The sequence below is a fragment of the Nucisporomicrobium flavum genome (genome assembly GCF_016464385.1).
In the GTDB taxonomy this organism is placed as follows: Bacteria; Actinomycetota; Actinomycetes; order Mycobacteriales; family Micromonosporaceae; genus Actinoplanes; species Actinoplanes flavus_A.
Map to the genome: position 1 here is coordinate 318,339 of NZ_JADMLH010000004.1, position 24,290 is coordinate 342,628.

Genomic DNA, 24,290 nt, shown 5'->3' on the forward strand with positions numbered 1-24,290 from the left:
CGGTCTCAGCTCTCCCGGGGCGGTGCCGTGCTGCCCCGCGGCGTCAGGTGGGCGGTGCCCTCCTCCTCGTCCTTGACCGGCTCGCCCGCGATGGCCGCGAGCAGCTGGCGGGCCGCGTGCGCGCCGTACGCCGCGATGTCCCGGCTCAGTGCGGTCAGCGGCGGGTGGACGAGCGAGCACAGCGGGGAGTCGTCCCAGGCGACGATGGAGAGGTCGCCGGGCACCGACAGGCCCATCTCCTGGGCCACCGACAGGCCGGCCACCGCCATCACGTCGTTGTCGTAGATGATCGCCGTGGGGCGTTCCGCCTCGATGAGCAGCCGGCGGGTGGCGCGGCCGCCCTCCTCGCCGGTGTAGTCCGACGGTACGGTCACCGCCTCGTTGAGCCCGAGCGACGCGCAGACCTCGGTGAACGCCTTGGTCCGGACGCGGGTGTGCAGCAGGTCCGGCAGGCCGCCGACGCGGGCGATCCGGCGGTGGCCGAGGGCCATCAGGTAGCGGACCGCCTCGGTGATCGCGCCGGCGTCGTCGGACCAGAGCTGGGTCAGGTTGCCGGTGTCGCCGGGCCCGCCGATCACCACCGCGGGCAGCTGCAGCTCGTTGAGCACCGGGATGCGGATGTCGTGCTCGCGCAGGTCGGTGACGAAGACGCCGTCGACGCGGCGCTCACCCCACCAGCGGCGGTAGACCTCGGTCTCGTTCTGCGGGGTGGCCACGACCTGGAGGGTGAGTGCGTACGAGCGGGCCGCCAGCTCCTGCTCGAAGCCGCTGATCAGGCCCATGAAGAACGGCTCGATGCTGAGGATGCGGGCGGGCCGGCACAGGGTGAGCCCGACGGCCCGGGCGCGCGCGCCGGACAGGGCTCGCGCGGCGCTGTTCGGGTTGAAGCCGATCTCCTGCGCGATGGCGACGATCCGTTGCCGGGTCGCCTCGGAGACGCCGGGTTGCCCGTTCAGTGCGTAGGACACCGCCCCTTTGGACACGCCGGCCCGCCGTGCGATGTCGGCGATCGTCGGCCGCTTCACTTGCCCGCCCTCTCCCTGCCCGAATCGGACCTGCACTGCCCACAGCAAACCCTGGTGGAGCGCTCTCACGCTACCTGGCCCCGGCATGGCCGCAGCGACCGCTGACCGCTTGATCGGTTAAGTGTTACAGGCCACAAGCAAGCAGCAACAGCCCCTGACCGTTTTATGGGCTTTAGTACGGCTCGTAGGGGTTGAAGACGCCGTTGGACACGGACACGTAACACAGTATTGACAGTCGATGTGACGCGTCATACGGTCACGTCACTTATCCGGTTCAGTAAGTTCTCTCGACATTTTCCCCTCGGGTGGAGGAAGACATGACACGGTTCGGCAGGCGGGGCTGGGCGCTGGTCGCCGCGGGTCTCGCGGGCGCCCTGACGATCTCGGGCTGCAGCGGGCAGAGCCTGGAGGGCGGCAACGACAAGGCCGCCGAGGGCCAGATCACCCTGAAGGTCAACTTCTGGGGCGACATGGGCCTGGACAAGCTCAAGGCCGCGTACGAGAAGGACCACCCCAACATCAAGATCGTGCTCAACTCGGGCGAGTACAACGCCCAGCACGAGGACCTGCAGAAGAAGCTCGTCGCGGGCAGCGGCGCGCCGGACATCTCCGCGGTCGACGAGGGCTTCATCGTCCAGTTCCGAGGCCAGTCCGACAAGTTCGTCAACCTCCTGGACAAGGGCGCCGGCTCGTACGAGTCGAAGTACCTGCCGTGGAAGTGGCAGCAGTCGCTGTCGAAGGACGGCCAGCAGATCGGTCTCGGCACCGACGTCGGCGGCCTGGCGATGTGCTACCGCACCGACCTGTTCAAGGCGGCCGGCCTGCCCACGGACCGCGACCAGGTCTCCAAGCTCTGGACGACCTGGGACGACTTCATCAACGTCGGCAAGCAGTACGTGCAGAAGACGAAGAAGAAGTTCGTCGACTCCGGCACCAACATGTTCAACCCCGTGCTCGCGCAGCAGCCGCAGGGCTTCTACAACGAGCAGGAGCAGCTGCAGATGGAGGGCGGCCCCAAGGTCGCGTTCGACGTCAGCATGAAGGCGATCCAGGCCGGGCTCTCGGCCAACCTCGCCAGCTTCCAGCCGAACTGGGACCAGGGCTTCAAGAAGGACCAGTTCGCCGTGCTGGCCTGCCCGGCGTGGATGCTCGGCCACATCCAGGACACCGCGCCCGAGCAGAAGGGCAAGTGGGACATCGCCACGATCCCCGGCGGCGGCGGTAACTGGGGCGGCTCCTGGTGGACGATCCCCAAGCAGGGCAAGAACGCCGACGAGGCGTACAAGTTCGTCGAGTGGATGATCCAGCCGCAGCAGCAGATCGAGGTCTTCAAGACCGTCGGCAACCTGCCCTCGCAGCCGGCCCTGTACAAGGACCCCGCGGTGCTGGACTACAAGAAGGAGTTCATGAGCAACGCGCCGACCGGGCAGATCTTCGCCTCCACGGCCGAGAACCTCAAGCCGCAGTACCTGGGCAAGAAGAACGGCCCGACCCGCGTCGCGGTGGAGAACGTGATCACCCGCGTGCAGCAGGGCTCGCTGTCTCCCGACAAGGCCTGGCCGGAGGCGGTCAAGCAGGCCGAGAAGGCCGCCAACTCCTGACGGAACCTCGCTAACGGGGGCGGCCCGCACGGGCCGCCCCCTCGCCGGAAGGAGTGGCTGTGTCCCTCACCCGCAACGCCCCGCCGGTGCTCGACATCCCGGAACCCCGCCCGCCGGCGACCCCGCCGAAGCACAAGCTGTGGTTCTACCGGTTCGACACCAAGCGCACCCCGTACGTCTTCATCTCGCCGTTCTTCCTGCTCTTCGCGGTCTTCGGGCTGTTCCCGATCATCTTCAACGGGGTCGTGGCGCTGCGGAACTGGCGCCTCGACGACCCCGACCTGGACGGCTGGGCCGGGTTCGCGAACTTCGAGCGCCTGGTGCACGACGAGGACTTCTGGAACGCGCTCGGCAACACGTTCGGCATCTTCATCCTCTCCACGGTGCCGCAGCTGCTGATCGCCCTGATGGTCGCGAACCTGCTCAACCGCAAACTGCGCGGCACCACGTTCTGGCGGGTCGGCGTGCTGCTGCCGTACGTGACCCCGGTGGCCGCGTCGACGCTGGTCTTCGCCGTGTTCTTCTCCCGTGACAACGGCATGGCCAACTGGCTGCTGTCGCTTGTCGGCTTCAACGACATGAGCAACCCGCTCGACTGGCGCGCGTACAAGTGGAGCTCCTGGATCGCCATCGCCACGATGGTCAACTGGAAGTGGATCGGCTACAACGCGCTGCTCTACCTGTCGGCGATGCAGTCGATCCCCAAGGACGTCTACGAGGCGGCGGCCGTCGACGGCGCCGGGCCGTGGCGTCAGCTGTGGCGGATCACCGTACCGATGATCCAGCCGGTCCTGGTCTTCACGGTCGTGCTGTCCAGCATCGGCGGGCTGCAGCTCTTCAACGAGCCCATGCTCTTCGAGGAGAACCCGGCCGCCGCGACCGGCGGCTCGGACAGCCAGTGGCAGACCATCGCGCAGCTCATCTACAAGGTCGGCTGGAAGGACCTCGACCTCGGGTACGCGGCCGCGATGTCCTGGGCGCTCTTCCTGATCATCCTGATCGTCGCCGGCATCAACGCTTTCCTCACCAACCGTCTCGGAGGAGGCCGGCGATGACCACCGTTTCCGCACCCGCGCCCGGCAAGCGACGCCCCCGGGAGATCGGCCGCGCGCCGCAGGACACCCGCGGCAACTGGCGCACGTACCTCGCGCTGACCGCGTTCCTGCTGCTCTCGGCGTTCCCGCTGTACTGGATGTTCGTGATCGCCACGAGCACCGACGAGGCGGTCTCGCAGACGCCGCCGTCCGTCGTCCCGGGCAACCAGCTGATGACGAACCTGCGCGAAGTCTTCACGATGCAGGACGTCTACTTCACCGCGTCGCTGATCAACAGCTTCATCGTCGCGGCCGTCGTGACCGTATCGACGCTGTTCTTCTGTTCGCTGGCCGGGTTCGCCTTCGCCAAGCTGCGCTTCAAGGGCCGCGACCCGCTCATGATCGTCGTGATCCTCACCCTGACCGTGCCCAACCAGCTCGGCGTGGTGGCGCTCTACATCCTCATGGGTAAGCTCGGCTGGAACGGCACGCTGCTCGCGGTCATCGCGCCGTTCCTGGTCAGCGCGTTCGGCGTGTTCTACATGCGCCAGTTCATCCTGCACGCCGTACCCGACGAACTGGTCGAATCGGCCCGGATGGACGGGGCGCTGACGCTGCGCGTCTACTGGAGCATCATCGTGCCGGCGATCCGGCCGGCGCTGGCGGTGCTCGGGCTGCTGACGTTCGTGGCGACGTGGAACGAGTTCCAGTGGCCGCTGATCACGCTGAACGGCACCGAGTTCCCGACCTCGATGGTCGCCCTCTCCGACCTCGCGAGCGGCAACTACGTCATCTACCGGCGGGTGCTCGCGGGCGCGTTCATGGCCACCCTTCCGCTGCTGGTTCTGCTCGTCATGGGCGGACGGCAGATCGTCCGGGGAATCATGGAAGGCGCCGTCAAGTCTTGAGGAGCGATGTGACCTCGTACCTTCCCCTGCACGAAGGCTGGACCCTCAGCGGCGGCGACGTCTCCGGCGTCGCCGCCGCCGTGCCCGGCTGCGTGCACACCGACCTGCTCGCCGCCGGCCGCATCGAGGACCCGTACCTCGACGAGAACGAGAAGAAGCTCGCCTGGATCGGCCGCACCGACTGGGAGTACCGGACCACCTTCCGGTACGAGCCCGGCGACGGCCGCGCCGACCTGGTCTGCGAAGGCCTCGACACGGTCGCCACGGTCACGCTCAACGGCGTCGAGCTGGGCCGCACGTACAACATGCACCGCGGATACCGCTTCGATGTCCGTGAGCTGCTGCGCGCCGGCGACAACGAGCTGAGCATCCGGTTCGAATCCGCGTACTCGTACGCCGAGGCGCAGCGGGACCGGCTCGGCGACCGGCCGAACGCGTACCCGGAGCCGTTCAACTTCATCCGCAAGACGGCCTGCAACTTCGGCTGGGACTGGGGACCGACGCTGGTCACCGCCGGCATCTGGCAGCCGATCGGCCTGCACCGCTGGTCGACGGCCCGGCTCGCCGAGGTCCGCCCGCAGGTCACGGTCGCGGACGGCACCGGCACGGCCGAGGTCCGGGTCCGCGTCGAGCGCGAAACCCCCGGCCCGGTCACGGTCGCCGCCACGATCGCCGGCGAGCGGGTGGAGGTCACCACCGAGGACGACGAGGCCGTTGTGACGGTCACGGTCGCCGACCCCGCGCTCTGGTGGCCCATCGGGTACGGCGACCAGCACCGTTACGACCTCGACGTGACCCTGAGCGGCGCGGGCGGCGAACCGCTGGACTCGTGGAGCCGCAAGGTCGGCTTCCGCTCGGCCCGTGTCGACACCACGGACGGCGCCTTCACCGTGGTCGTCAACGACGTACCGATCTTCGTCCGCGGGGTCAACTGGATCCCCGACGACGTGTTCGCGAACCGGGTCACCCGCGAGCGGCTCGAGACCCGCTTCCGGCAGGCGCTCGACGCGAACGTCAACTACCTGCGCGTGTGGGGCGGCGGCCGGTACGAGTCCGAGGACTTCTACGACCTCGCCGACTCGCTCGGCCTGATGGTGGGGCAGGACTTCCTGTTCGCCTGCGCGGCGTACCCGGAGGAGGAGCCGTTCGCCACCGAGGTCGCAGCCGAGGCGCGGGAGAACGTCGTGCGGCTCGCCTCGCACCCGAGCCTGATGATGTGGACCGGCAACAACGAGAACATCTGGGGTCACGAGGACTGGGGCTGGAAGCAGGACCTCGACGGCCGTACGTGGGGCGCCGGCTACTACTTCGACGTGCTCGCCGGCATCTGCGCCGAGGAGGACCCGAGCCGGTTCTACTGGCCCGGCAGCCCCTGGTCCGGGCGCGAGGACAAGCACCCCAACGATCCCGCGTACGGCACCACGCACATCTGGGACGTGTGGAACACCGACGACTACGCCAAGTACCGCGAATACCGGCCGCGCTTCGTGGCGGAGTTCGGCTACCAGGCGCCGCCCGCGTACGCCACCCTGCGCCGGGCCCTGTCCGACGACCCGCTCGCCCACGACTCGCCCGGCATGCGCGCACACCAGAAGGCCGGCAATGGTGACGCGAAGCTGCAGCGAGGGCTCGACGCCCACCTGCCGCAGCCCCGCGACTTCGACGACTGGCACTACCTGACGCAGCTCAACCAGGCCCGCGCGCTGTCGCTGGGCATCGAGCACTTCCGGTCGCTGCGGCCGTCCTGCATGGGCGCGATCATGTGGCAGCTCAACGACTGCTGGCCGGTCACCTCGTGGGCGGCGGTCGACGGCGACGGCCGCAAGAAGCCCCTCTGGTACGCGCTGCGCCGCTCCTTCGCCCCCCGCCTCCTCACGGTGCAGCCGCGCGACGGCGGGCTCGCGCTGGTGGCGGTCAACGACTCCGCGCAGCCGTGGGTGCTGTCGGCGACGGTGTCCCGCCGTACCCTCGCGGGGGTCGTCGAGGCCGAGGTGGCGCTCGGCGCAACCGTCGCACCGGGCGCGGCCACGACGCTGCCCCTGCCGGCCGAGCTCGCGACCGCCGGCGACCCGACGGCCGAGGTGTTGGTCGCGGAGGCGGGCGAGCAGCGCACCTGGTGGTTCTTCGCCGAGGACCGCGACGTCGCCTGGCCGCCGGCCAAGTACGACACGACGGTCACCGCGGCGGGCACCGAAACGCACGTGACGGTCACGGCACAGACGATCCTGCGGGACGTCACCCTGCAGGCCGACCGCCTCGACCCGGCCGCGGAGGCCGACGAGGCGGGGGTCACGCTGCTGCCGGGGGAATCGGCGACCTTCCGGGTACGAGGTGCGGCCGCGCTGGACCCGGCCGCACTGACCGCCCGGCCGGTCCTGCGCTGCGTCAACGACCTGGCGTAACGGAAACCGCCGCGCCCAGCCTTCCGAAGGCCGGGCGCGGCGGCCCGTCCAGTGCCAGCTGTGCCCGGAGCCGCTCGGCGGCCGACGGCAGGAACGGTTCCAGCTCGTCCACAATGGCCAGGCAACGGCCGAGCAGCTCGCCCACCACCTCGGCGCGGCGGGCTCCGGTCAGCCGCCAGGGTCGCTCGATCTCCACTACCCGGTTGCCGTTGGCCACCTCGTCCGTGATGGCCTCGGCCGCCGCGCGGAAGTCGCCGACGCGCAGCGCCCGGTCCACCCGTTCCGGCAGGTCGCTGCGGTACGGGACCGGCCGGATCCCGTCGCGGTACGCCAGGCTCGCCGTACGGTTCACCAGGTTGCCGATGCCGTTGGCCAGGTCGAGGTCGTGTCGGCGGACCAGGCGCTCGGCGGTGAAGTCCGTGTCGCCCAGCGGTGCCACCTCGCGCAGCAGCCACCAGCGCAGCGCGTCCAGCCCGAAGCGGCCTACCAGGTCGATGGGGTCGACCGCGTTGCCGGCGCTCTTCGACAGTTTGGCGCCGTCGACGGTGAGGTAGTCGTGGACGAGGATGGTGGTCGGCAGCGGCTCACCGGCGGAGAGCAGCAGCGCCAGCCAGTAGACGGCGTGGAACCGGACGATGCCCTTGCCGATGACGTGCACCCGCTCACCGTTTCCGGCCCACCATTTCCGGTACGCCTCCCCGCGGCCGAGCGAGGTCACGTAGTTGGCGAGCGCGTCCCACCACACGTACACGACCTGATCCGGGTCGCCGGGTACGGCGATGCCCCACCCCCCGGCGCGGGCGGCCGACCGGGAGACGCTGATGTCCCGCAGCCCGGCGCGGACGAACGCGAGCACCTCGTTGCGCCGCGCCGGCGGTTCGATGTGGACGGTGCCGTCCTCGAGGATCCGCCGGATCTGATCCTGGTAGCTCGACAGGCGGAAGAACCAGTTCTCCTCGCTGACCCGCTCCGGTGGCGCGTCGTGCTCCGCGCACGTGTCCGTGTCGAGGAACTGCTCGCAGCCCCCGCAATACAGGCCGGTGTACCCGCGTCGGTAGAAGTCCTTGCGCGACCGCTCCCACAGCGTCACGACCCCGGATGCATGGCGCGGTTCGGACGTACGGATGAAGTCGTCGAACGAGAGCTCGAGCGGCTCCCGCAGGGCGGCGAAGCGTTCGGCGTTGGCGGCGACGAAGTCCCGTACGGGCACACCCGCCGCGCGGGCGGCCGTCACGTTCTTCAGGGCGTTGTCGTCGGTGCCGGTGAGGAATCGGACGTCCTCGCCCCGCGCGCGCCGATGCCGGGCGAGGACGTCGGCCTGCACGAGCTCCAGCGCGTGGCCCAGGTGCGGCGCGGCGTTGACGTACGGAATGGCGGTGGTGACGTAGTAGGTCATGGCCCTTCTTCCGCCCCGCCCGCAGCACAAGTCCCCGCCACAGGCGGGGACTGATCGGTCTCAGAGCACGCCGACAGACCCCGCGAACGGGCCCATCATGACGGCGTGGCTCGGCTGCACGGGCCCAGGATGCCGCCCGCGGAAAAATCCCGCCAAGAATTTCCGCGGACGTGTCGATCGGGGGCCGGCCGTTTCGTAGCCCTGATGAGAGGCCGGCACGGCGCCGGTCGGAGAACCGCACCGGAGGGCACCATGACCACCGTCGCCACCACCACGGAGAACACCTCGAACCTCGGCGCGTCGGCGCTGACGGGCGCGGTCGCCATCGCGGCCGCGAGCGTCGCCACCATGGCCGTCGCCGCCGGCGGTCACGCGGTGGGGATTTCCCTCGACGTGGCCGGTGCGCCGATCCCCGTCGCGGGCTTCGGCACGCTGACGGCGCTCTTCTCGGTGGTCGGGCTGATCCTCGCCGCCGTGCTGTCGCGGACGGCCCGGCACCCGCGGCGCGCGTTCGTCCGGACGACCGTGGTGCTGACCGTCCTGTCCTTCGTGCCGGACGTGATCGTGGACGCCGCCCCGGCCACCAAGGCGCTGCTGATGCTCACGCACCTCGTGGCCGCCGCGATCGTGATCCCGGCCGTGGCTCGCCGCCTCGCCGCCTGAGAAGCACCCGTGTCACCTGTCACCATGTCACCGTCTAGTCACTGGAGGACTCCCATGAAGCAGTACCTGCTCGCCGTACACATGGTCGAAGGCAGCCCGATGCCGGAGCCGGACGTGATGCAGAAGATGTTCGACCAGGTCGAACGCGTCAACGAGGAGATCAGGACCGCCGGCGCCTGGGTCTTCGCGGGCGGGCTCCAGCCGGCGGACACCGCCACCGTCGTCCGCTCCGAGGGCGGCAGCACCACGATGACCGACGGACCGTTCGCCGAGACGAAGGAGCAGCTCGGCGGGTTCTGGGTGCTGCGGTGCGCCGATCTGGACGAGGCGCTCGCCTGGGCCGCGAAGTGCTCGGAGGCCTGCATGGGCCCGGTCGAGGTGCGGCCCTTCGAGGACGAGCCGCCCGTCTGAGCGACGACGCACCGACATGGATCTGGACAGCGTCTACCGGGCCGAGTACGGCCGCTGCGTCGCCACCCTGGTACGCCTCCTCGGCGACATCAACCTCGCCGAGGAGGCGGTCCAGGACGCTTTCGCGGTGGCCCTGGAGAAGTGGGACTCCCTGCCGCCGAACCCGGGGGCCTGGATCGTCACCACCGCCCGCAACCGGGCCATCGACCGGCTCCGGCGCGAGTCGACACGCGAGGCCCGGCACGCCCAGGCGCTGCTGCTGCACCACCGCGACGAACCCGAGGAGGTGGGACCGGTGCGCGACGACCAGCTACGGCTCATCTTCACCTGCTGCCACCCGGCGCTGTCGCCCGACGCGCGGACCGCCCTCACCCTGCGCCTGCTCGCCGGGCTGGAGGTGCCGGAGATAGCCCGGGCGTACCTGGTGCCGGAGCCCACCATCGCCCAGCGCATCGTGCGCGCCAAGAAGAAGATCCGCGACGCGGGCATCCCGTACCGGGTGCCGGCCGCCGAGGAGCTGCCGGACCGGTTGGGGCCGGTGCTGACCGTGCTCTACCTGATGTTCAACGAGGGGTACGCCACCACGGCCGGCCCGCTGATCAGGACCGACCTGTGCGCCGAGGCGATCCGGCTCGCGCGCGAGCTGGCCGCGCTGATGCCCGACGAGCCGGAGGTGCTGGGTCTGCTGGCCCTCCTGTTGCTCACCGAGGCGCGCCGCCCGGCCCGGCTCGGACGGGACGGGGAGCTGGTGCTGCTCCCGGACCAGGACCGGTCGCTGTGGAACCGGGAGCTCATCGCCGAGGGGCACGCGCTGGTGCGCCGCTGCCTGCGGCGCAACCGCCCGGGCCCGTACCAGATCCAGGCGGCGATCAACGCCGTGCACACCGACGGGGACGCCACCGACTGGTCGCAGGTGCTGGCGCTCTACGACCAGCTCGAGGTCGTGCTGCCGACGCCGATCGTGGCGCTGAACCGGGCGGTCGCGGTCGCCGAGGTGCACGGGCCGGCGCTGGCCCTCGCCGCGCTCGAGAGCGTGGACCTGCCGGGCTATCACCTGCTCCCGGCGACGCGGGCGGACTTCCTCGCGCGGCTCGGCCGCGACGCCGAGGCGGCGGCCGCCTACGACGAGGCGATCGCGTTGGCCGGCAACGAGACCGAGCGAGCCTTCCTGACGGTCCGCAGAGCCGCGCTCGAAACCTAGACCGTGGGGCGCGGGATGGAGTGCCGCTCGATGGGCGGGTACGGCGGCAGCCCCGCCGACGCCCGCCCGTCGAACTGCCGGAACGTCAGCGCCTCCGCGTCCAGCCCGTCGTACAGCAGCTCGAAGTCGAGGCTTCCCACCGGCGGATAGACCCGCTCGCGCGGCGGTTCCTGGCCGACCTCGAGCGCGCCCTGCGACACCATGAAGTCGACGATGGCCTGGCGGACAGCGGGCAGCGTCACCGGCGAGTGGTAGATGACGTTCAACGCCTGCATGCGCATGCCCTGGACGTGTTCCTCGCCCTTGTTGTCGTGGAAGTGCGGGTTCCTCGTCTCGATCTGCAGGACCGGCACCGAGCCCGCCATGACGTCCGGGTCGTTGCTCTCCAGCACGCCGCCGAACTGCTCGAAGAGGTCCATGTACTCGTACGGCTCGACCGCGAAGCCGCCCGCGAGCCGCAGCTTCAGCCCGAGGTCCAGGCTCATCGCGTGCTCGCCCGCGTTGCCGGTGGCGATCACCTCGGTACCGAAGTCCGAGTACTCGGCGAGGAAACGGTTCAGCCATTCGTTGGTGATCTGCGAGCTGCGACCCTTGCGGCTGAAGAAGAGCCGCCCGTCGCGCAGCTTCGGCTTGGAGTGCCACGAGATGCGCACCATCGAGTACGGGCTCTCGGCGAGGTGCAGGCCGGCCGCGTACACCTTGCAGTATTCGTGGACCGCGCCCGGCACGTAGTTGTCCGCGTCGACGTAACCGATGTAGCGCCGGCCGGTCATGGCCGCGATCGCCATGCCGATGAGCATGGCCTCGCCCTTGCCGTTGCGGACCAGCCCGTCGTCGCCGATCAGTTCCGCCATGCCCGCCGCCTTGAAGGCGGCCGCGACTCCGGGATCTTTCTGGTGTACGGCAATGGCGGAGCGCGCGGCGAGCCGGCAGAAATGCTCGAGGGTCTGCGCCTCGATCTCGTACCGGTCGACAGGCAGCTTGTCGCTGTTGGAGACCAGCACGATGAGGCAGTCATGAGGAATGCCGGAGAGCACGCCTTCGATGACGCTTCGTGTCTCATTCATGCACGGCACAATGATGACCATCTGCGACTCGACAGCGCGCAATGCTTCCGGCGGCACGACCCGGCTACCAGCCGAAAGCGCCGGCCGGCCGGTATCGTGCACGGCGCCCGAGTCGAGCTCGATCACCCTCTGCAGCTCGTGGATCCGGACCGCGCCGAAGCGCTCACTCCGGAAAGAATCAGCCAGTCGCATGCGGCGAGGCTACCTGTTGCACACCACCGAAAGGCCCCTCATCAACACACAATTCGATGACGACGCCAATGAGGTAAGCGGGACGTAACACCCACGTTTCAGGTAATCGAAAGGTGACGCAAAACGCCGGATCAGGCGGCCTGCGGAAGGCCCCTGACCCGGCGTCGGGAAGCGATGAATCAGGCGGTTTCGGTGATCGGCCGGTCCACCCAGCTCATCATGTCGCGCAGCTTCTTGCCGGTCACCTCGATGGGGTGCTCGGCGCCCTCCTTGCGGTACTGCTGCAGGCGGGTGCCGCCGGCCTCGTCGTCGGCGATGAGCGCCTTCGTGAACTCGCCGGACTGGATCTCCGCGAGGATCTTCTTCATCTCCTCCTTGACGGAGGCGTTGATCACGCGCGGGCCGCTGACGTAGTCACCGAACTCGGCGGTGTCCGAGACGCTGTAGCGCATCCGCGAGATGCCGCCCTCGTACATGAGGTCGACGATCAGCTTCAGCTCGTGCAGGCACTCGAAGTACGCGATCTCCGGCGCGTACCCGGCCTCGGTGAGGACCTCGAAGCCCGTCTGCACCAGGGCGGCCGTACCGCCGCAGAGGACGGCCTGCTCGCCGAAGAGGTCGGTCTCGGTCTCCTCCTTGAACGTCGTCTTGATGACGCCGGCGCGGGTGCCGCCGATCGCCTTCGCGTACGACAGGGCGAGCGCCTGCGCGGTGCCGGAGGCGTCCTGCTCCACGGCGATGAGCGCGGGCACGCCCTTGCCGTCCACGTACTGGCGGCGCACGAGGTGGCCGGGGCCCTTGGGGGCGACCATGGCCACGTCCACGTTCGCCGGCGGCTTGATCAGCTCGAAGCGGATGTTGAGGCCGTGACCGAAGAAGAGCGCCTTGCCCTCGGTGAGGTGCGGCTCGATGGACTCGGCGTAGATCTTGCGCTGCGCGGTGTCCGGGGCGAGCAGCATGATCACGTCGGCCCACTCGGACGCCTCGGCCGGGGTCAGCACCCGCAGACCCTGCTCCTCGGCCTTGGGGCGGCTCTTGGAGCCCTCCTTCAGGCCGACCACCACCTCGACCCCCGAGTCGCGCAGCGACAGCGAGTGCGCGTGGCCCTGGCTGCCGTACCCGATGACGGCGACCTTGCGCCCCTGAATGATGGACAGATCCGCGTCGTCGTCGTAGAAGGTTTCGACGGTCATGATTTCCTCTCGAGGTTTCTGAGTACTACGCCGCGCGCAGCGCGGGGCCGGTGGTGATGGAGCGGGAGCCGCGGCCGATGGCCACGAGGCCGGACTGCACCATCTCCTTGATGCCGAACGGCTCGAGGTCGCGCAGCAGCGCGTCCAGCTTGTCGGGGTTGCCGGTCGCCTCGATCGTGAGGGTGTCCGGTGCGACGTCGATCACCTTCGCCCTGAACAGCTCGACCGTCTCGAGGACCTGCCCGCGCACCGCACGGTCGGCGCGCACCTTGACCAGCAGGAGCTCGCGCTGGACCGACTGCTGCGGGTCCAGCTCGACGATCTTCAGGACGTTCACCAGCTTGTTGAGCTGCTTGGTCACCTGCTCCAGGGGTGAGGAGTCGGCGTTGACCACGATCGTGATGCGGGAGACGTCCGGGTTCTCCGTCTCGCCCACCGCCAGCGAGTCGATGTTGAAGCTCCGCCGCGAGAACAGTCCGCTGACCCGGGCGAGCACGCCGGGCTTGTTCTCGACCAGCACGGACAGGGTGTGCTTGTTCATGGTGGTCACAGGTCGTCCTCGTCGAAGGTGGGGCGCACGTCCCGGGCGAACATGATCTCGTCGTTGCTGGTGCCGGCGGCGACCATGGGCCACACCATGGCGTCCTTACCGACCGTGAAGTCGATGACGACGGGCCGGTCGTTGATCTCCATCGCCGCCTTGATCGTCGCGTCCACGTCCGCCTTCGACTCGCAGCGCAGGCCGACGCAGCCCAGCGCCTCGGCCAGCTTCACGAAGTCGGGGATGCGGTGCTTGTGGGTACCCAGCTCGGTGTTGGAGTAGCGGCCCTCGTAGAACAGGGTCTGCCACTGCCGGACCATGCCCAGGTTGCCGTTGTTGATCACGGCGATCTTCACCGGGATGCCCTCCAGGGCACAGGTGGCCAGCTCCTGGTTGGTCATCTGGAAGCAGCCGTCGCCGTCGATGCCCCAGACCGGGGTGTCCGGCAGGCCGACCTTCGCGCCCATCGCGGCGGGCACGGCGTAGCCCATCGTGCCGGCGCCGCCCGAGTTGAGCCAGGTGCCGGGCTTCTCGTACTTGATGAACTGCGACGCCCACATCTGGTGCTGGCCGACGCCCGCGACGTAGACCGCGTCCGGGCCGACCAGCTCGCCGATGCGCTCGATCACGTACTGCGGTGCCAGCGTGCCGTCGGTCGGTTCGTCGTAGCCCAGCGGGTAGCGCTGCCGCAGGTCGTTGAGCTGCGCCCACCACGGCTCGTACGCCGCCGCGCCGGTCGCCGTGCCGGACACCGCCGCGATCAGCTCGTCGATGACGTGCCGCGCGTCGCCGACGATCGGGACGTCCGCGTGCCGGTTCTTGCCGATCTCCGCCGGATCGATGTCGGCGTGCACGACCTTGGCGTCCGGTGCGAACGAGTCGAGCTTGCCGGTGACCCGGTCGTCGAAGCGGGCGCCGAGGGTGACCAGCAGGTCGGCCTTCTGCAGCGCGTACACCGCGGGGACCGTGCCGTGCATGCCGGGCATGCCCAGGTGCTGCGGGTGCGAGTCGGGGAACGCGCCGAGCGCCATCAGCGTGGTGACGACCGGGATGCCGGTCACCTCGGCGAGCTTGCGCAGCCCGTCGGTGGCGCCGGCCTTGAGCACGCCGCCGCCGACGTACAGCACCGGGCGCTTGGCCGCGGCGATCAGCCGGGCCGCCTCGCGGATCTGCTTGCCGTGCGGGTGCAGGGTGGGCCGGTAGCCGGGCAGCTCCAGCGTCGGCGGCCAGGCGAACGTGGTCTGCGCCTGCAGCACGTCCTTCGGGATGTCGACGAGCACCGGGCCGGGCCGGCCGGTCGCCGCGAGGTGGAACGCCTCCGCGATGACCTGCGGGATCTCCTCGGCCGACTGGATCAGGAAGTTGTGCTTGGTGATCGGCAGCGTGATGCCCTGGATGTCCGCCTCCTGGAAGGCGTCCGTGCCGATCGCCGGCCGCGCGACCTGACCGGTGATCGCGACGATCGGCACCGAGTCCATGTAGGCGTCGGCGATCGGCGTCACCAGGTTGGTCGCGCCCGGGCCGGAGGTGGCGATGCAGACGCCGACCTTGCCGGTGGCCTGCGCGTACCCGGTCGCCGCGTGGCCCGCGCCCTGCTCGTGGCGGACCAGGATGTGCCGCACCTTCGAGTCGTACAGCGGGTCGTACGCCGGCAGGATCGCCCCGCCGGGGATGCCGAAGGCGACCTCGACGCCGAGGGCCTCGAGCGACCGCACGAGCGATCCGGCCCCGGTGACCGGCACCGGGGAGATCGGGGCTACGGCCGAGGCGCCGGCAGCGGCCGCGACGGTGGCCGGGGTGGCACGGTTGGCGAGGGTCTCGGGCGTGGGTCTCGTCATGGCGATTCAGACCTTCGTTCGGGTTCGGGTGTCGATCTCCGCGCAACAAAAAAGGCCCTCGTGCTTCCGCACGGGACCTAGCGCACTGCCCAGGAGCTCAGGGGCAGCGCGCTCAACTAAGTACGAGGAACGACGAACACATGCGGCTAAGACTGCCCCATCTCACGAGGTGCGTCAACTGATCTCACATCCTGGTCACCCGAAAAGGCGGGGTCGGTCGGGAGCACCGCCCGGACCTGCCGCATCCCGGGGCCCAGCATGACGATCTGGCTGCGCGCCGGGGCGCTGGGTGCGACCTTGGCGGGGCGGCTGCGCGGCGCCGGCACCGCGCGGGTGCCCGTGGGCCGGGCCGTGCGCAACTGGGTCTCCAGGTGCTCGGCCGGCACGCCCCAGCCGAACAGCGAACCCTGGCCCAGCCTGCAGCCCGCCTCCTCGACGACCTCGCGCTGGGCGGGTGTGCCGATGCCCTCGGCGAGCACCTCCAGGCCCAGCCGGTGCCCCAGCCGGACCACCACGTCGACAAGCGGCGCGGCGGTGCCGGTACGCGACTCCGGCTCGGCCACCAGCGCATGGTCGATCTTGAGAATGTCGACCGGCAGGTTGCGCAGCTGCCCGAGTGACGAGTACCCCGCGCCGAAGTCGTCCAGCGCGATCCGGACGCCGGTGGACCGCAGCTCGACGAGCCCGCGGATCAGCTCGTCCATGTCGGTGGCGACGGCGTGCTCGGTCACCTCGAGCACCAGCCGCTGCGGCGGTACGCCGTATTTCTCGAGCACGGCCGCCACCTGACCGGCGTAGTCGGCGGCGTGCAGCTCCTTGGGGGAGAGGTTCACCGACACCCACACGTCGTGCCCGGCTGTGAGCCACTGGGCCAGCTGCGCGCACGCCTGGTCGAGCACCCAGCTGCCCAGCATGTTGATGAGCCCGGACTCCTCGGCGACGGGGATGAACTCGTCCGGGCGGACGGCGCCGAGCTCCGGGTGGTGCCACCGCAGCAGCGCCTCGGCGCCGACAGGGCGTACCGAAGGGAGCGCGACCACCGGTTGGAACACCAGGCGCAGCTGCTCCCGCTCGATGGCGTGGCGCAGCTCGTTCTCCAGCACGCTGTGCCGGCGCAGGAGCTCGTCGTAGCGCTTCTGGTAGCGCTCGACGCGGTTCTTGCCGCGCTGTTTCGCGTACCGGAGGGCGAGGTCGGCGTCACGCATGAGCTCGCCGGTGTCGCCGGGCGCGGGGGAGGCGGCGACGCCCACGCTGGCCGACAGGAACACCGAGCCCTCGTCGGTCTCGTACGGCTCGCAGAGCACCGTGAGCAGCCGCTGCCCGGCGGCCATCGCCTCCTCCGGCGAGGCCCACATCAGCACCGCGAACTCGTCCCCGCCCAGCCGCGCGGCCACGTCGCCGGTACGCAGGTTGGCGCGCAGCCGGTTGCCGACCTCGGCCAGCACCGCGTCGCCCACGTCGTGCCCGCGCATGTCGTTGACGTTCTTGAAGCCGTCCAGATCCAGGCCGATCAGCGTGCGAGGCCGGTGCCGCGACGCCGGCTCGCGCAGAGCCCGCACCAGCCCGCGGCGGTTGGCCAGCCCGGTGAGCGGATCGGTGTGCGCCAGCTCGCGGAAGTGCGCCTCGCGCTGCCGCAGCTGAAGGGTGTAGCTCTTCACGTCGCCGAGAGCCAGATACTGCCGGCCGACCAGCGCGAACCCCTCGACGCTGGCCCCGATGAAGCCGAACCCGCCGAACTCCCCGCCGGCGAGCAGGTGGTACGTGCCGGCCAGCACCATGGCGGCCATCGGCACGAACGCGTACCCGGTGCCGCGCTGGATGACGTCCCGGGTGACCGTGATCGGCCGGTCCGCGACCTTCACCGCCCGGGCGACCACGACGAGGCCGGCGGGGAGCAGCACCGCGCCGACCAGGATCGCGGCCGCGCTGCCCTGGCAGATGCCGCCCGGCAGCGCGGTGGCCGCGACGGCCACGAGCGTGACCCCCGCGGACGCCCGCACGGTGATGTGACGGGGGCGGTGGGCGTGCATGGCGAGGATCGTCGTGAGGCCGAACGCGATCGTGGCGACACCCGCCCCGAGCAGCGCCGACAGGCAGCCCATGGGGGTGAGCCCGCCCAGGATGCGGGTGGGCTCGGCGACGAGGATCCAGCCCACGAACCAGACCGCCGCGGCGATGATGAGCCCGTCGAGCAGGTGCCGCAGGGCCGCCCGGCGGCTCTCCGCGGCCCCGGGGAGCATGAGTGTGCCGGTCAGCAGCGTCAGCGTGCCCAGCGCCATGGCCACCGCCACGGCCTGACCGAGGGCGCGGGACGAGTGGTGGGTGAGGAAGAGGTCGCTGACCAGGCCGGCGAGGGCGGCCCCGGTCGCGACCGCGCCGGCCGCGGCGAGCAGCAGGTGGGCGCGCCGGGCGGCCCCGGTGTGCTTGCGGCCGGAGTTGCCCAGCAGGGCGACGGCCGGGACAGCGACGACGAGGCTCGCCAGCCCGGCCAGCTCCACGCCGGACGGTGAGTGCACGGAAACACTGTGCCGTACCGGGATCATTTTCGGTATCCCGAAGCGTGGACATCCTGGATACCGGTTCGGGTCCGTACCGCACCGGCGGTGGCAGTATGTAGTAATGCCTGAGCTGCGTTCCCGGACCTCGACCCACGGCCGGACGATGGCCGGCGCCCGCGCCCTCTGGCGCGCCACCGGCATGACCGACGACGACTTCGGCAAGCCCATCGTCGCGATCGCCAACAGCTTCACCCAGTTCGTACCCGGGCACGTGCACCTCAAGGACATGGGCGGCCTCGTCGCCGACGCGGTCGCCGAGGCGGGCGGCGTGGGCCGGGAGTTCAACACCATCGCGGTCGACGACGGCATCGCCATGGGCCACGGCGGCATGCTCTACTCGCTGCCCAGCCGCGAGCTCATCGCCGACGCGGTCGAGTACATGGTCAACGCGCACTGCGCCGACGCCCTGGTCTGCATCTCGAACTGCGACAAGATCACTCCGGGCATGCTGATCGCCGCGCTGCGGCTCAACATCCCCACGGTGTTCGTCTCCGGCGGCCCCATGGAGGCCGGCAAGACGGTCGCCATCGAGGGCATCGTGCACGAGAAGCTCGACCTGATCGACGCCATGTCGGCCAGCGCCAACGAGAACGTCACCGACGAGCAGCTGAGCACCATCGAGCGCTCGGCGTGCCCCACCTGCGGCTCCTGCTCCGGCATGTTCACCGCCAACTCGATGAACTGCCTCACCGAGGCCATCGGCCTGGCGCTGCCCGGCAACGGCTCGACGCTGGCCACGCACGCATCCCGCAAGGCCCTCTTCGAGAAGGCCGGCTCGCTCATCGTCGAGATCGCCAAGCAGTACTACGAGAACGACGACACCAGCGTGCTCCCCCGCAACATCGCCAACCGCGACGCCTTCGAGAACGCCGTGGCGCTCGACGTGGCGATGGGCGGCTCCACCAACACGGTCCTGCACCTGCTGGCCGCGGCCCGCGAGGCGGAGCTCGACTTCAGCGTCGCCGACATCGACGCGGTCTCCCGCCGGGTGCCCTGCCTCAGCAAGGTCGCCCCCAACAGCGTCAAGTACCACATGGAGGACGTGCACCGCGCCGGCGGCATCCCCGCCCTCCTCGGAGAGCTGCACCGGGGCGGCGCGCTCAAGACGGACGTGCGCGCGGTCCACTCACCCGACCTGCAGAGCTGGCTCGACGCCTGGGACATCCGCGGCGGCTCGCCCAGCCCGGAAGCGCTCGAGCTCTTCCACGCGGCCCCGGGCGGCGTCCGCACCACCCAGCCGTTCTCCACGACCAACCGCTGGGCCACCCTCGACACCGACGCGGCCGAGGGCTGCATCCGCTCGGTGGAGCACGCGTACACGGCCGACGGCGGCCTGGCCATCCTCTTCGGCAACCTCGCCCCGGACGGCTGCGTCGTGAAGACGGCGGGCGTCGACGAGTCGCTCTGGAAGTTCACCGGCCCGGCCCGGGTCTTCGAATCCCAGGACGCAGCGGTCGACGGCATCCTCGGCAAACAGGTCGTCGAGGGCGACGTGGTGGTCATCCGCTACGAGGGCCCGCGCGGCGGCCCTGGCATGCAGGAAATGCTCTATCCCACGAGCTTCCTCAAGGGCCGAGGCCTCGGCAAAGCCTGCGCCCTCATCACCGACGGCCGCTTCTCCGGCGGCACCTCCGGCCTGTCGATCGGCCACGTCTCCCCGGAAGCGGCGTCGGGCGGCCTCATCGCCCTGGTCCGCACCGGCGACGAGATCACCATCGACATCCCGGGCCGCAGCATCACCCTCAACGTCTCGGACGAGGACCTGGCCCAGCGCCGCCACGAGGAGGAAGGCCGCGCGAAGCCGTACACCCCCCTCGACCGCCAGCGCCCGGTCTCGGCAGCCCTCCGGGCCTACGCCTCCATGGCCACCAGCGCCAGCGACGGCGCCTACCGCCGAGTGCCGGAGTAAAAAACCGAATACAGGTACGCGCCCACCGGCGCGACAGAAGCAGCACCGGCCGGCCCGGCCACACACGGATCTCCGTGCGTGGCCGGGCCGGTCCTGCGTCTGCCGGGCGGGCGACCGGGGAGACCGGCGTTCGAGCGCGGTGGCTGAGAGGGTTGAGTCGAGCGCTTACCGAAGCGGGCTGCTCCGGCCAGATCTGCCGCCCGGGCGGACCGTCTTGCGCGGGACGCGGGGCAGGCTGCGCCGGTTGCCCTCGGGGCGGCGCTCAGGCTCGCTGCACCTGCGTTCGGTGCTGTGTTCGGCACACGGGGGTCCTCCCACGTGGGCGGCGGGTGCTTCCAACAGGCTTGGGCGGCGCGTGCTTTCAACAGGCTTGGGCGGCGCGTGCTTTCAACAGGCTTGGGCGGCGCAAGCGGCGGGCGCGGGGCGAACGCCTGCGTTCAGCGCGTTCCGCGCGCGTGGGCGACGCGCGCGTCCAGCGCACTTGGCCCACACACACGGCGGGACACATGCGGCCGGACACGCGCGGCCGGACACGCGCGGCCGGGCGCACGCGGCCGGGTGCACGCGGCCGGGTGCACGCGGCCGGACGAAGCAGCGGGGCGCGTGCAGCGGGGCGCATGCAGCCGCGCGCACGCAGTTGGGCATCGCCACAAGGATGAGAACCGTGGCGCCTGGCCGGCGCTCCCGGCCGGGCATGCGCTCCCGGCCGGGCATGCGCTCCCGGCCGGGCATGCGCGCCGGGGCGCACCCGGCGTGGGCGTCTGGCGTGCGCGCCTCGCGCATTCGGTCGGCGTGCGCGTTCAGCTCGCTCCGCCGATGTGACGCCCGGCGTGCCCGGCCGTTCGGCGTTGGGAGCGCGCTGCCAGTGGTCAGCTCGGCGTAGGCGTGCCCGGCGTTTCGGTCGACGACGCGCTCGATGTGGGGAGCGGCGGCGGGGCGTTGTCGGTGCGGATGTGCTCGGTCGGCGCCTGCTGGGCGGCAGCGTGCGGTGGGCCGAAGTGCGGAACCTGGGGTGCCTCCGCCGACGGTGCCGAGGCGGGTGCGGTGGTGTACGGGACTGGCGGTGCCGAAGCGGGCGCTGCGGTGTACGGGACCGGCGGCGCCGAGGCGGGCGCAGCGGTGTACGCGACCGGCGGCGCCGAGGCGGGTACGGCGGTCTGGGCAGGCGGCGCAGAGGCGGGCGGGGTCGGCGCGCCCACGGGGACCGGCGGTGGCGAGGCGGCGTCCGGGCCGGGCCAGGGCGGACCCGGCTGCGGCATGCCCTGATAGTCGAACGGGTGCGGCGACGTCCATCCTTGGCCCTGCTGGGGCTGCGGCTGCGGCGGGTACGACGGAACCGGCTGCCCCTGATGAGGACCCGGACCCGGCCACGGCTGCTGCTGGTGCGGCCATGCCTGCTGGTGCTGCGGTGCCGGGTACGGCGTCCACGGCTGACCCCACGGCTGGTGCGGCGCCACCGGAGGAGTGTCCGATGTGGCCAGTTCCTGCAGCCACTCCTGTTCGCCCTTGGCCCAGACCCGTCGCGCCGCCAGGTAGAGGGGGCCGTGGCCGGCCAGTGGGGGCAGGGTGATGCCGAGGCCGATGGCGAGCGCCACCACGCCCACCCGTACGCCCTCGGGGTCCGTGCCGCTCATGACGCCCTGGATGAGGCAGATGAGGCCCGCCACCATGGTCAGGCCGCCGACGACCGTGGACGCGATGGAGTTCCCGTTGCGCACGAAGGCCCATGCGGACGCGGCGACCAGGACGGCGCTTGCGGCGATGACGGCCGTGCCGAGGCCTTCGGCTGCCGCCTCGCCGACCGTGTCCCGATACAGGCCCGAGCTGGTCAGGGTGGCGACAGCGCCGATCAGGAGGAGAACGGTCAGCAGGCCGAGGAAGCCCGCGGCCACGGCCACGCCGAAGGGGACGCGCCGGGGCGGCTCCGGCACCGCCGGCGCGTGGTCCTCGTCGTGCTCTTCTTCGGGTGGCGTCGTCATGCTGCGCAGGTTATCGGTCCCGGCCCGGGCCGTGCTCGCCCGGCTCGGCGGCCTGTGGACAACCGCGTGCCCCAACCCCATACCTGTGGATAACCGCGTGCCCCAACCGCCGGCCCGGAGACAATCGGATGCCTCAACCACCGGACTGGGAACGACCGGCCGCCGGGCACGGGAAGCCATTGCGGTGACGGGCGCCGTGCGGCAGGGTTTCCGCTGTGTGACGGCGAACACGACGGAGAGACATTATGGGCCGGTCTCCCGCCAGCCTACGATCGCGCAAAGGGCCTGCGAGATGGAGACACATGACTCCTGTCGTACTGATCGCCGAGGAACTCGCTCCTGCCGCGCTCGACGTGCTGGCCTGCGACTTCGACGTACGCCACGTCGACGGCGCCGACCGCGCGGCGCTGCTGGCCGAGCTGGCCGACGCCGACGCGATCATCGTGCGCAGCGCGACGCGCGTCGATGCTGAGGCGGTCGCGGCCGCGCCCCGGTTGAAGGTCATCGCCCGAGCCGGCGTCGGACTGGACAATGTGGACGTGCCGGCGGCGACGGCCCGCGGTGTCATGGTGGTCAACGCGCCCACCTCGAACATCGTCTCGGCCGCCGAGCAGGCCATCGCGCTGCTGCTCGCGGTCGCGCGCAACACCGCCAGCGCCAGCGCCTCCCTCAAGCGCGGCGAGTGGAAGCGGTCCGGTTACACCGGCGTGGAGCTGCAGGGCAAGACCGTCGGGGTGGTCGGGCTGGGTCGCATCGGCGTGCTCTTCGCGCAACGCATGGCGGCCTTCGGTACGCGGCTTATCGCGTACGACCCCTACGTTCAGCCGGCCCGTGCGGCGCACCTGGGCGTACGCCTCGTGGGGCTCGACGAGCTGCTGCGGGAGAGCGACTTCATCTCGGTGCACTTGCCGCGTACCCCCGAGACCTTGAATTTGATCGGTGAGAAGGAGCTGGCGACTGTCAAGCCGGGCGTACGCATCGTCAATGCCGCCCGGGGCGGCCTCATCGACGAGCGCGCGCTTGCCGACGCGCTGGCGGACGGCCGGGTCGCGGGCGCCGGGCTGGACGTGTTCGTGACCGAGCCGACGACGTCGTCACCGCTGTTCGCGTTCGACAACGTCGTGGTCACGCCGCACCTCGGCGCGTCGACGGTCGAGGCCCAGGACAAGGCGGGCCTGGCCGTGGCGCGCAGCGTCAAGCTGGCTCTGCAGGGTGAGTTCGTGCCGGACGCGGTGAACGTGCAGGCCGGTGGTGTCGTCGACGAGGACGTACGGCCGCTGCTCGGGCTGGCGGAACGGCTCGGCAAGGTCTTCACGGCTGTGGCGGGCGGCATCGCGGCGAGCGTCACCGTGGAGGTGCTCGGCGAGATCGTGTCGCACGACGTCACCGTGCTCAAACTGGCCGCCACCAAGGGGCTCTTCACCTCGGTCGTGGAGGAGCAGGTCACCTACGTCAACGCCCCGCAGCTCGCCGCGGACCGCGGCGTGGAGGTCGAGCTGGTCGTCGATCGCGAGGTCTCGGACCATCACAACCTCGTCACCGTACGCGGTGAGCTGCCTGACGGTCGCACAGTGAGCGTCGCGGGCACGGTGACCACGACGGGGAGCCGGGAGTCCCGCAAGCTGACCCGCGTGGACGAGTTCGACCTGGAGCTCGACGCGGGCGGCGTGCTGCTCTTCTTCCGGTACGCGGACCGCCCGGGCGTGGTGGGTGCCCTGGGCTCGGTGCTCGGGGAGGCCGGCGTGAACATCGCGGCGATGCAGGTGGCACGCCGGGAGGCCGGCGGCGAGGCCCTGATGGCGCTGACCGTGGACTCGTCGGTCGACGCGGAGCTGCTGTCCACGGTGGCCGAGGCGATCGGCTCGTCGCGCGGCAGCATCGTGGACCTCCGCGACGAGGACTGAGCCGGCCCGTCGACTGCACGCCCCGGGCCGTGCTGTACGGGGGGCGGGACGAGGCCGGACGGGGCCGTACAGGGCGGGACGAGGCCGGACGGGGCGGGGCTGGGCTGGGCCGGGCGAGGCCGGTGTGGCTCAGCGCGCCTTGACGGGCGGTGGGTAGACGGTGCCGTCCTGCAGGTCGAGCAGGTCGAGGTTGAGCTCGCCGGCGAGGCGTTCGATGGTCTCGAGGACCTCGTCGGCGCAGTTCTCGTCCAGCCGCATCTTGATGTGGTCGGCGGCGGCGTGCAGCGGCGCGCTCGCCCACGGCGAACCGTCCAATGTGGCGCGCGGGCCGCGATCCGGGTAGGTGCTGGTCAGAGCGTCATAGAAGGCGACAACGCGGGGGTCGGCGGGGCGGTGCGGGTGCTCGCCGCGCGCACACCGCTCGTTGGCGGCACGCACGTCGTCCGGCATGTCCGCGTTGTCCATGGC

At 70.8% G+C, this 24,290-nt stretch carries 18 protein-coding genes; 9 read left to right on the top strand and 9 right to left on the bottom strand.

Annotated features, from left to right (window positions below; genetic code table 11):
- Window positions 1-5: 5 nt before the first annotated feature.
- Window positions 6-1,025: a LacI family DNA-binding transcriptional regulator gene (locus IT780_RS13100; protein WP_199511766.1), complete on the bottom strand. Its 1,020-nt coding sequence runs from the start codon at window positions 1,023-1,025 to the stop codon at window positions 6-8.
- Window positions 1,026-1,342: 317 nt separating this feature from the next.
- Between IT780_RS13100 and IT780_RS13105 the strand changes: the two genes are divergently transcribed.
- Genes IT780_RS13105 through IT780_RS13120 form a run of 4 tightly spaced genes read left to right on the top strand, consistent with a single transcriptional unit; the run spans window position 1,343 to window position 6,970 of the window.
- Window positions 1,343-2,626: an ABC transporter substrate-binding protein gene (locus IT780_RS13105; RefSeq protein ID WP_199511767.1), complete on the top strand. Its 1,284-nt coding sequence runs from the start codon at window positions 1,343-1,345 to the stop codon at window positions 2,624-2,626.
- A gap of 59 nt (window positions 2,627-2,685) precedes the next feature.
- Window positions 2,686-3,681, top strand: a complete 996-nt coding sequence (locus IT780_RS13110) for a carbohydrate ABC transporter permease (protein WP_372443686.1) — start codon at window positions 2,686-2,688, stop codon at window positions 3,679-3,681.
- The gene (locus IT780_RS13115) at window positions 3,678-4,568 is read left to right on the top strand and encodes a carbohydrate ABC transporter permease (RefSeq protein ID WP_199511769.1); all 891 of its coding nucleotides are present in this window, start codon (window positions 3,678-3,680) and stop codon (window positions 4,566-4,568) included. The genes IT780_RS13110 and IT780_RS13115 overlap by 4 nt, the downstream gene beginning before the upstream one ends.
- Window positions 4,569-4,576: 8 nt before the next feature.
- Window positions 4,577-6,970: a glycoside hydrolase family 2 protein gene (locus IT780_RS13120; protein WP_199511770.1), complete on the top strand. Its 2,394-nt coding sequence runs from the start codon at window positions 4,577-4,579 to the stop codon at window positions 6,968-6,970.
- Here the strand turns inward: IT780_RS13120 and IT780_RS13125 are convergent.
- Complete coding sequence (locus IT780_RS13125; protein ID WP_199511771.1) at window positions 6,954-8,366, bottom strand: methionine--tRNA ligase; 1,413 nt, start codon at window positions 8,364-8,366, stop codon at window positions 6,954-6,956. The two genes, IT780_RS13120 and IT780_RS13125, sit on opposite strands and share 17 nt — an antisense overlap.
- Before the next feature lie 252 nt (window positions 8,367-8,618).
- On the opposite strand from IT780_RS13125, the gene IT780_RS13130 reads away from it, so the two are divergent.
- The 3 genes from IT780_RS13130 to IT780_RS13140 are packed head-to-tail and all read left to right on the top strand — an operon-like array spanning window position 8,619 to window position 10,641.
- Complete coding sequence (locus IT780_RS13130; RefSeq protein ID WP_199511772.1) at window positions 8,619-9,029, top strand: DUF6069 family protein; 411 nt, start codon at window positions 8,619-8,621, stop codon at window positions 9,027-9,029.
- A 54-nt stretch (window positions 9,030-9,083) separates the two neighbouring features.
- Window positions 9,084-9,440, top strand: coding sequence for a YciI family protein (locus IT780_RS13135; protein WP_199511773.1), 357 nt, complete (start codon window positions 9,084-9,086; stop codon window positions 9,438-9,440).
- 16 nt (window positions 9,441-9,456) lie between these two features.
- On the top strand, window positions 9,457-10,641 hold the full coding sequence (locus IT780_RS13140) for an RNA polymerase sigma factor (protein WP_199511774.1): 1,185 nt from the start codon (window positions 9,457-9,459) through the stop codon (window positions 10,639-10,641).
- Here IT780_RS13140 and mpgS read toward each other — a convergent pair.
- The 5 genes from mpgS to IT780_RS13165 all read right to left on the bottom strand — a co-directional run bounded on the left by mpgS (window position 10,638) and on the right by IT780_RS13165 (window position 17,988).
- Window positions 10,638-11,900 (bottom strand): mannosyl-3-phosphoglycerate synthase, encoded by a 1,263-nt coding sequence (mpgS, locus tag IT780_RS13145; protein ID WP_199511775.1) that lies wholly within the window; start codon window positions 11,898-11,900, stop codon window positions 10,638-10,640. The genes IT780_RS13140 and mpgS overlap by 4 nt on opposite strands.
- A gap of 179 nt (window positions 11,901-12,079) precedes the next feature.
- On the bottom strand, window positions 12,080-13,093 hold the full coding sequence (gene ilvC, locus IT780_RS13150; protein WP_199511776.1) for a ketol-acid reductoisomerase: 1,014 nt from the start codon (window positions 13,091-13,093) through the stop codon (window positions 12,080-12,082).
- A gap of 25 nt (window positions 13,094-13,118) precedes the next feature.
- Complete coding sequence (gene ilvN, locus IT780_RS13155; protein WP_199511952.1) at window positions 13,119-13,634, bottom strand: acetolactate synthase small subunit; 516 nt, start codon at window positions 13,632-13,634, stop codon at window positions 13,119-13,121.
- Between the two features lie 5 nt (window positions 13,635-13,639).
- Window positions 13,640-15,472 (bottom strand): acetolactate synthase large subunit, encoded by a 1,833-nt coding sequence (locus IT780_RS13160; RefSeq protein WP_199511777.1) that lies wholly within the window; start codon window positions 15,470-15,472, stop codon window positions 13,640-13,642.
- Window positions 15,473-15,618: 146 nt separating this feature from the next.
- Window positions 15,619-17,988: a putative bifunctional diguanylate cyclase/phosphodiesterase gene (locus IT780_RS13165; protein ID WP_307831167.1), complete on the bottom strand. Its 2,370-nt coding sequence runs from the start codon at window positions 17,986-17,988 to the stop codon at window positions 15,619-15,621.
- A 103-nt stretch (window positions 17,989-18,091) separates the two neighbouring features.
- On the opposite strand from IT780_RS13165, the gene ilvD reads away from it, so the two are divergent.
- On the top strand, window positions 18,092-19,939 hold the full coding sequence (ilvD, locus tag IT780_RS13170; RefSeq protein WP_199511778.1) for a dihydroxy-acid dehydratase: 1,848 nt from the start codon (window positions 18,092-18,094) through the stop codon (window positions 19,937-19,939).
- A gap of 869 nt (window positions 19,940-20,808) precedes the next feature.
- Here the strand turns inward: ilvD and IT780_RS13175 are convergent.
- Window positions 20,809-21,918, bottom strand: coding sequence for a hypothetical protein (locus IT780_RS13175; protein WP_199511779.1), 1,110 nt, complete (start codon window positions 21,916-21,918; stop codon window positions 20,809-20,811).
- Between the two features lie 302 nt (window positions 21,919-22,220).
- Here IT780_RS13175 and serA point away from each other — a divergent pair, with 302 nt between their 5' ends.
- Entirely contained in the window at window positions 22,221-23,822 is a 1,602-nt protein-coding gene (serA, locus tag IT780_RS13180; RefSeq protein ID WP_199511780.1) for a phosphoglycerate dehydrogenase, read from the top strand.
- Window positions 23,823-23,951: 129 nt separating this feature from the next.
- Here serA and IT780_RS13185 read toward each other — a convergent pair whose 3' ends face one another.
- Window positions 23,952-24,287 carry a hypothetical protein gene (locus IT780_RS13185; protein ID WP_233412805.1) on the bottom strand — a complete coding sequence of 112 codons (336 nt, stop codon included), beginning with the start codon at window positions 24,285-24,287 and terminating at the stop codon, window positions 23,952-23,954.
- Between the last annotated feature and the right edge of the window lie 3 nt (window positions 24,288-24,290).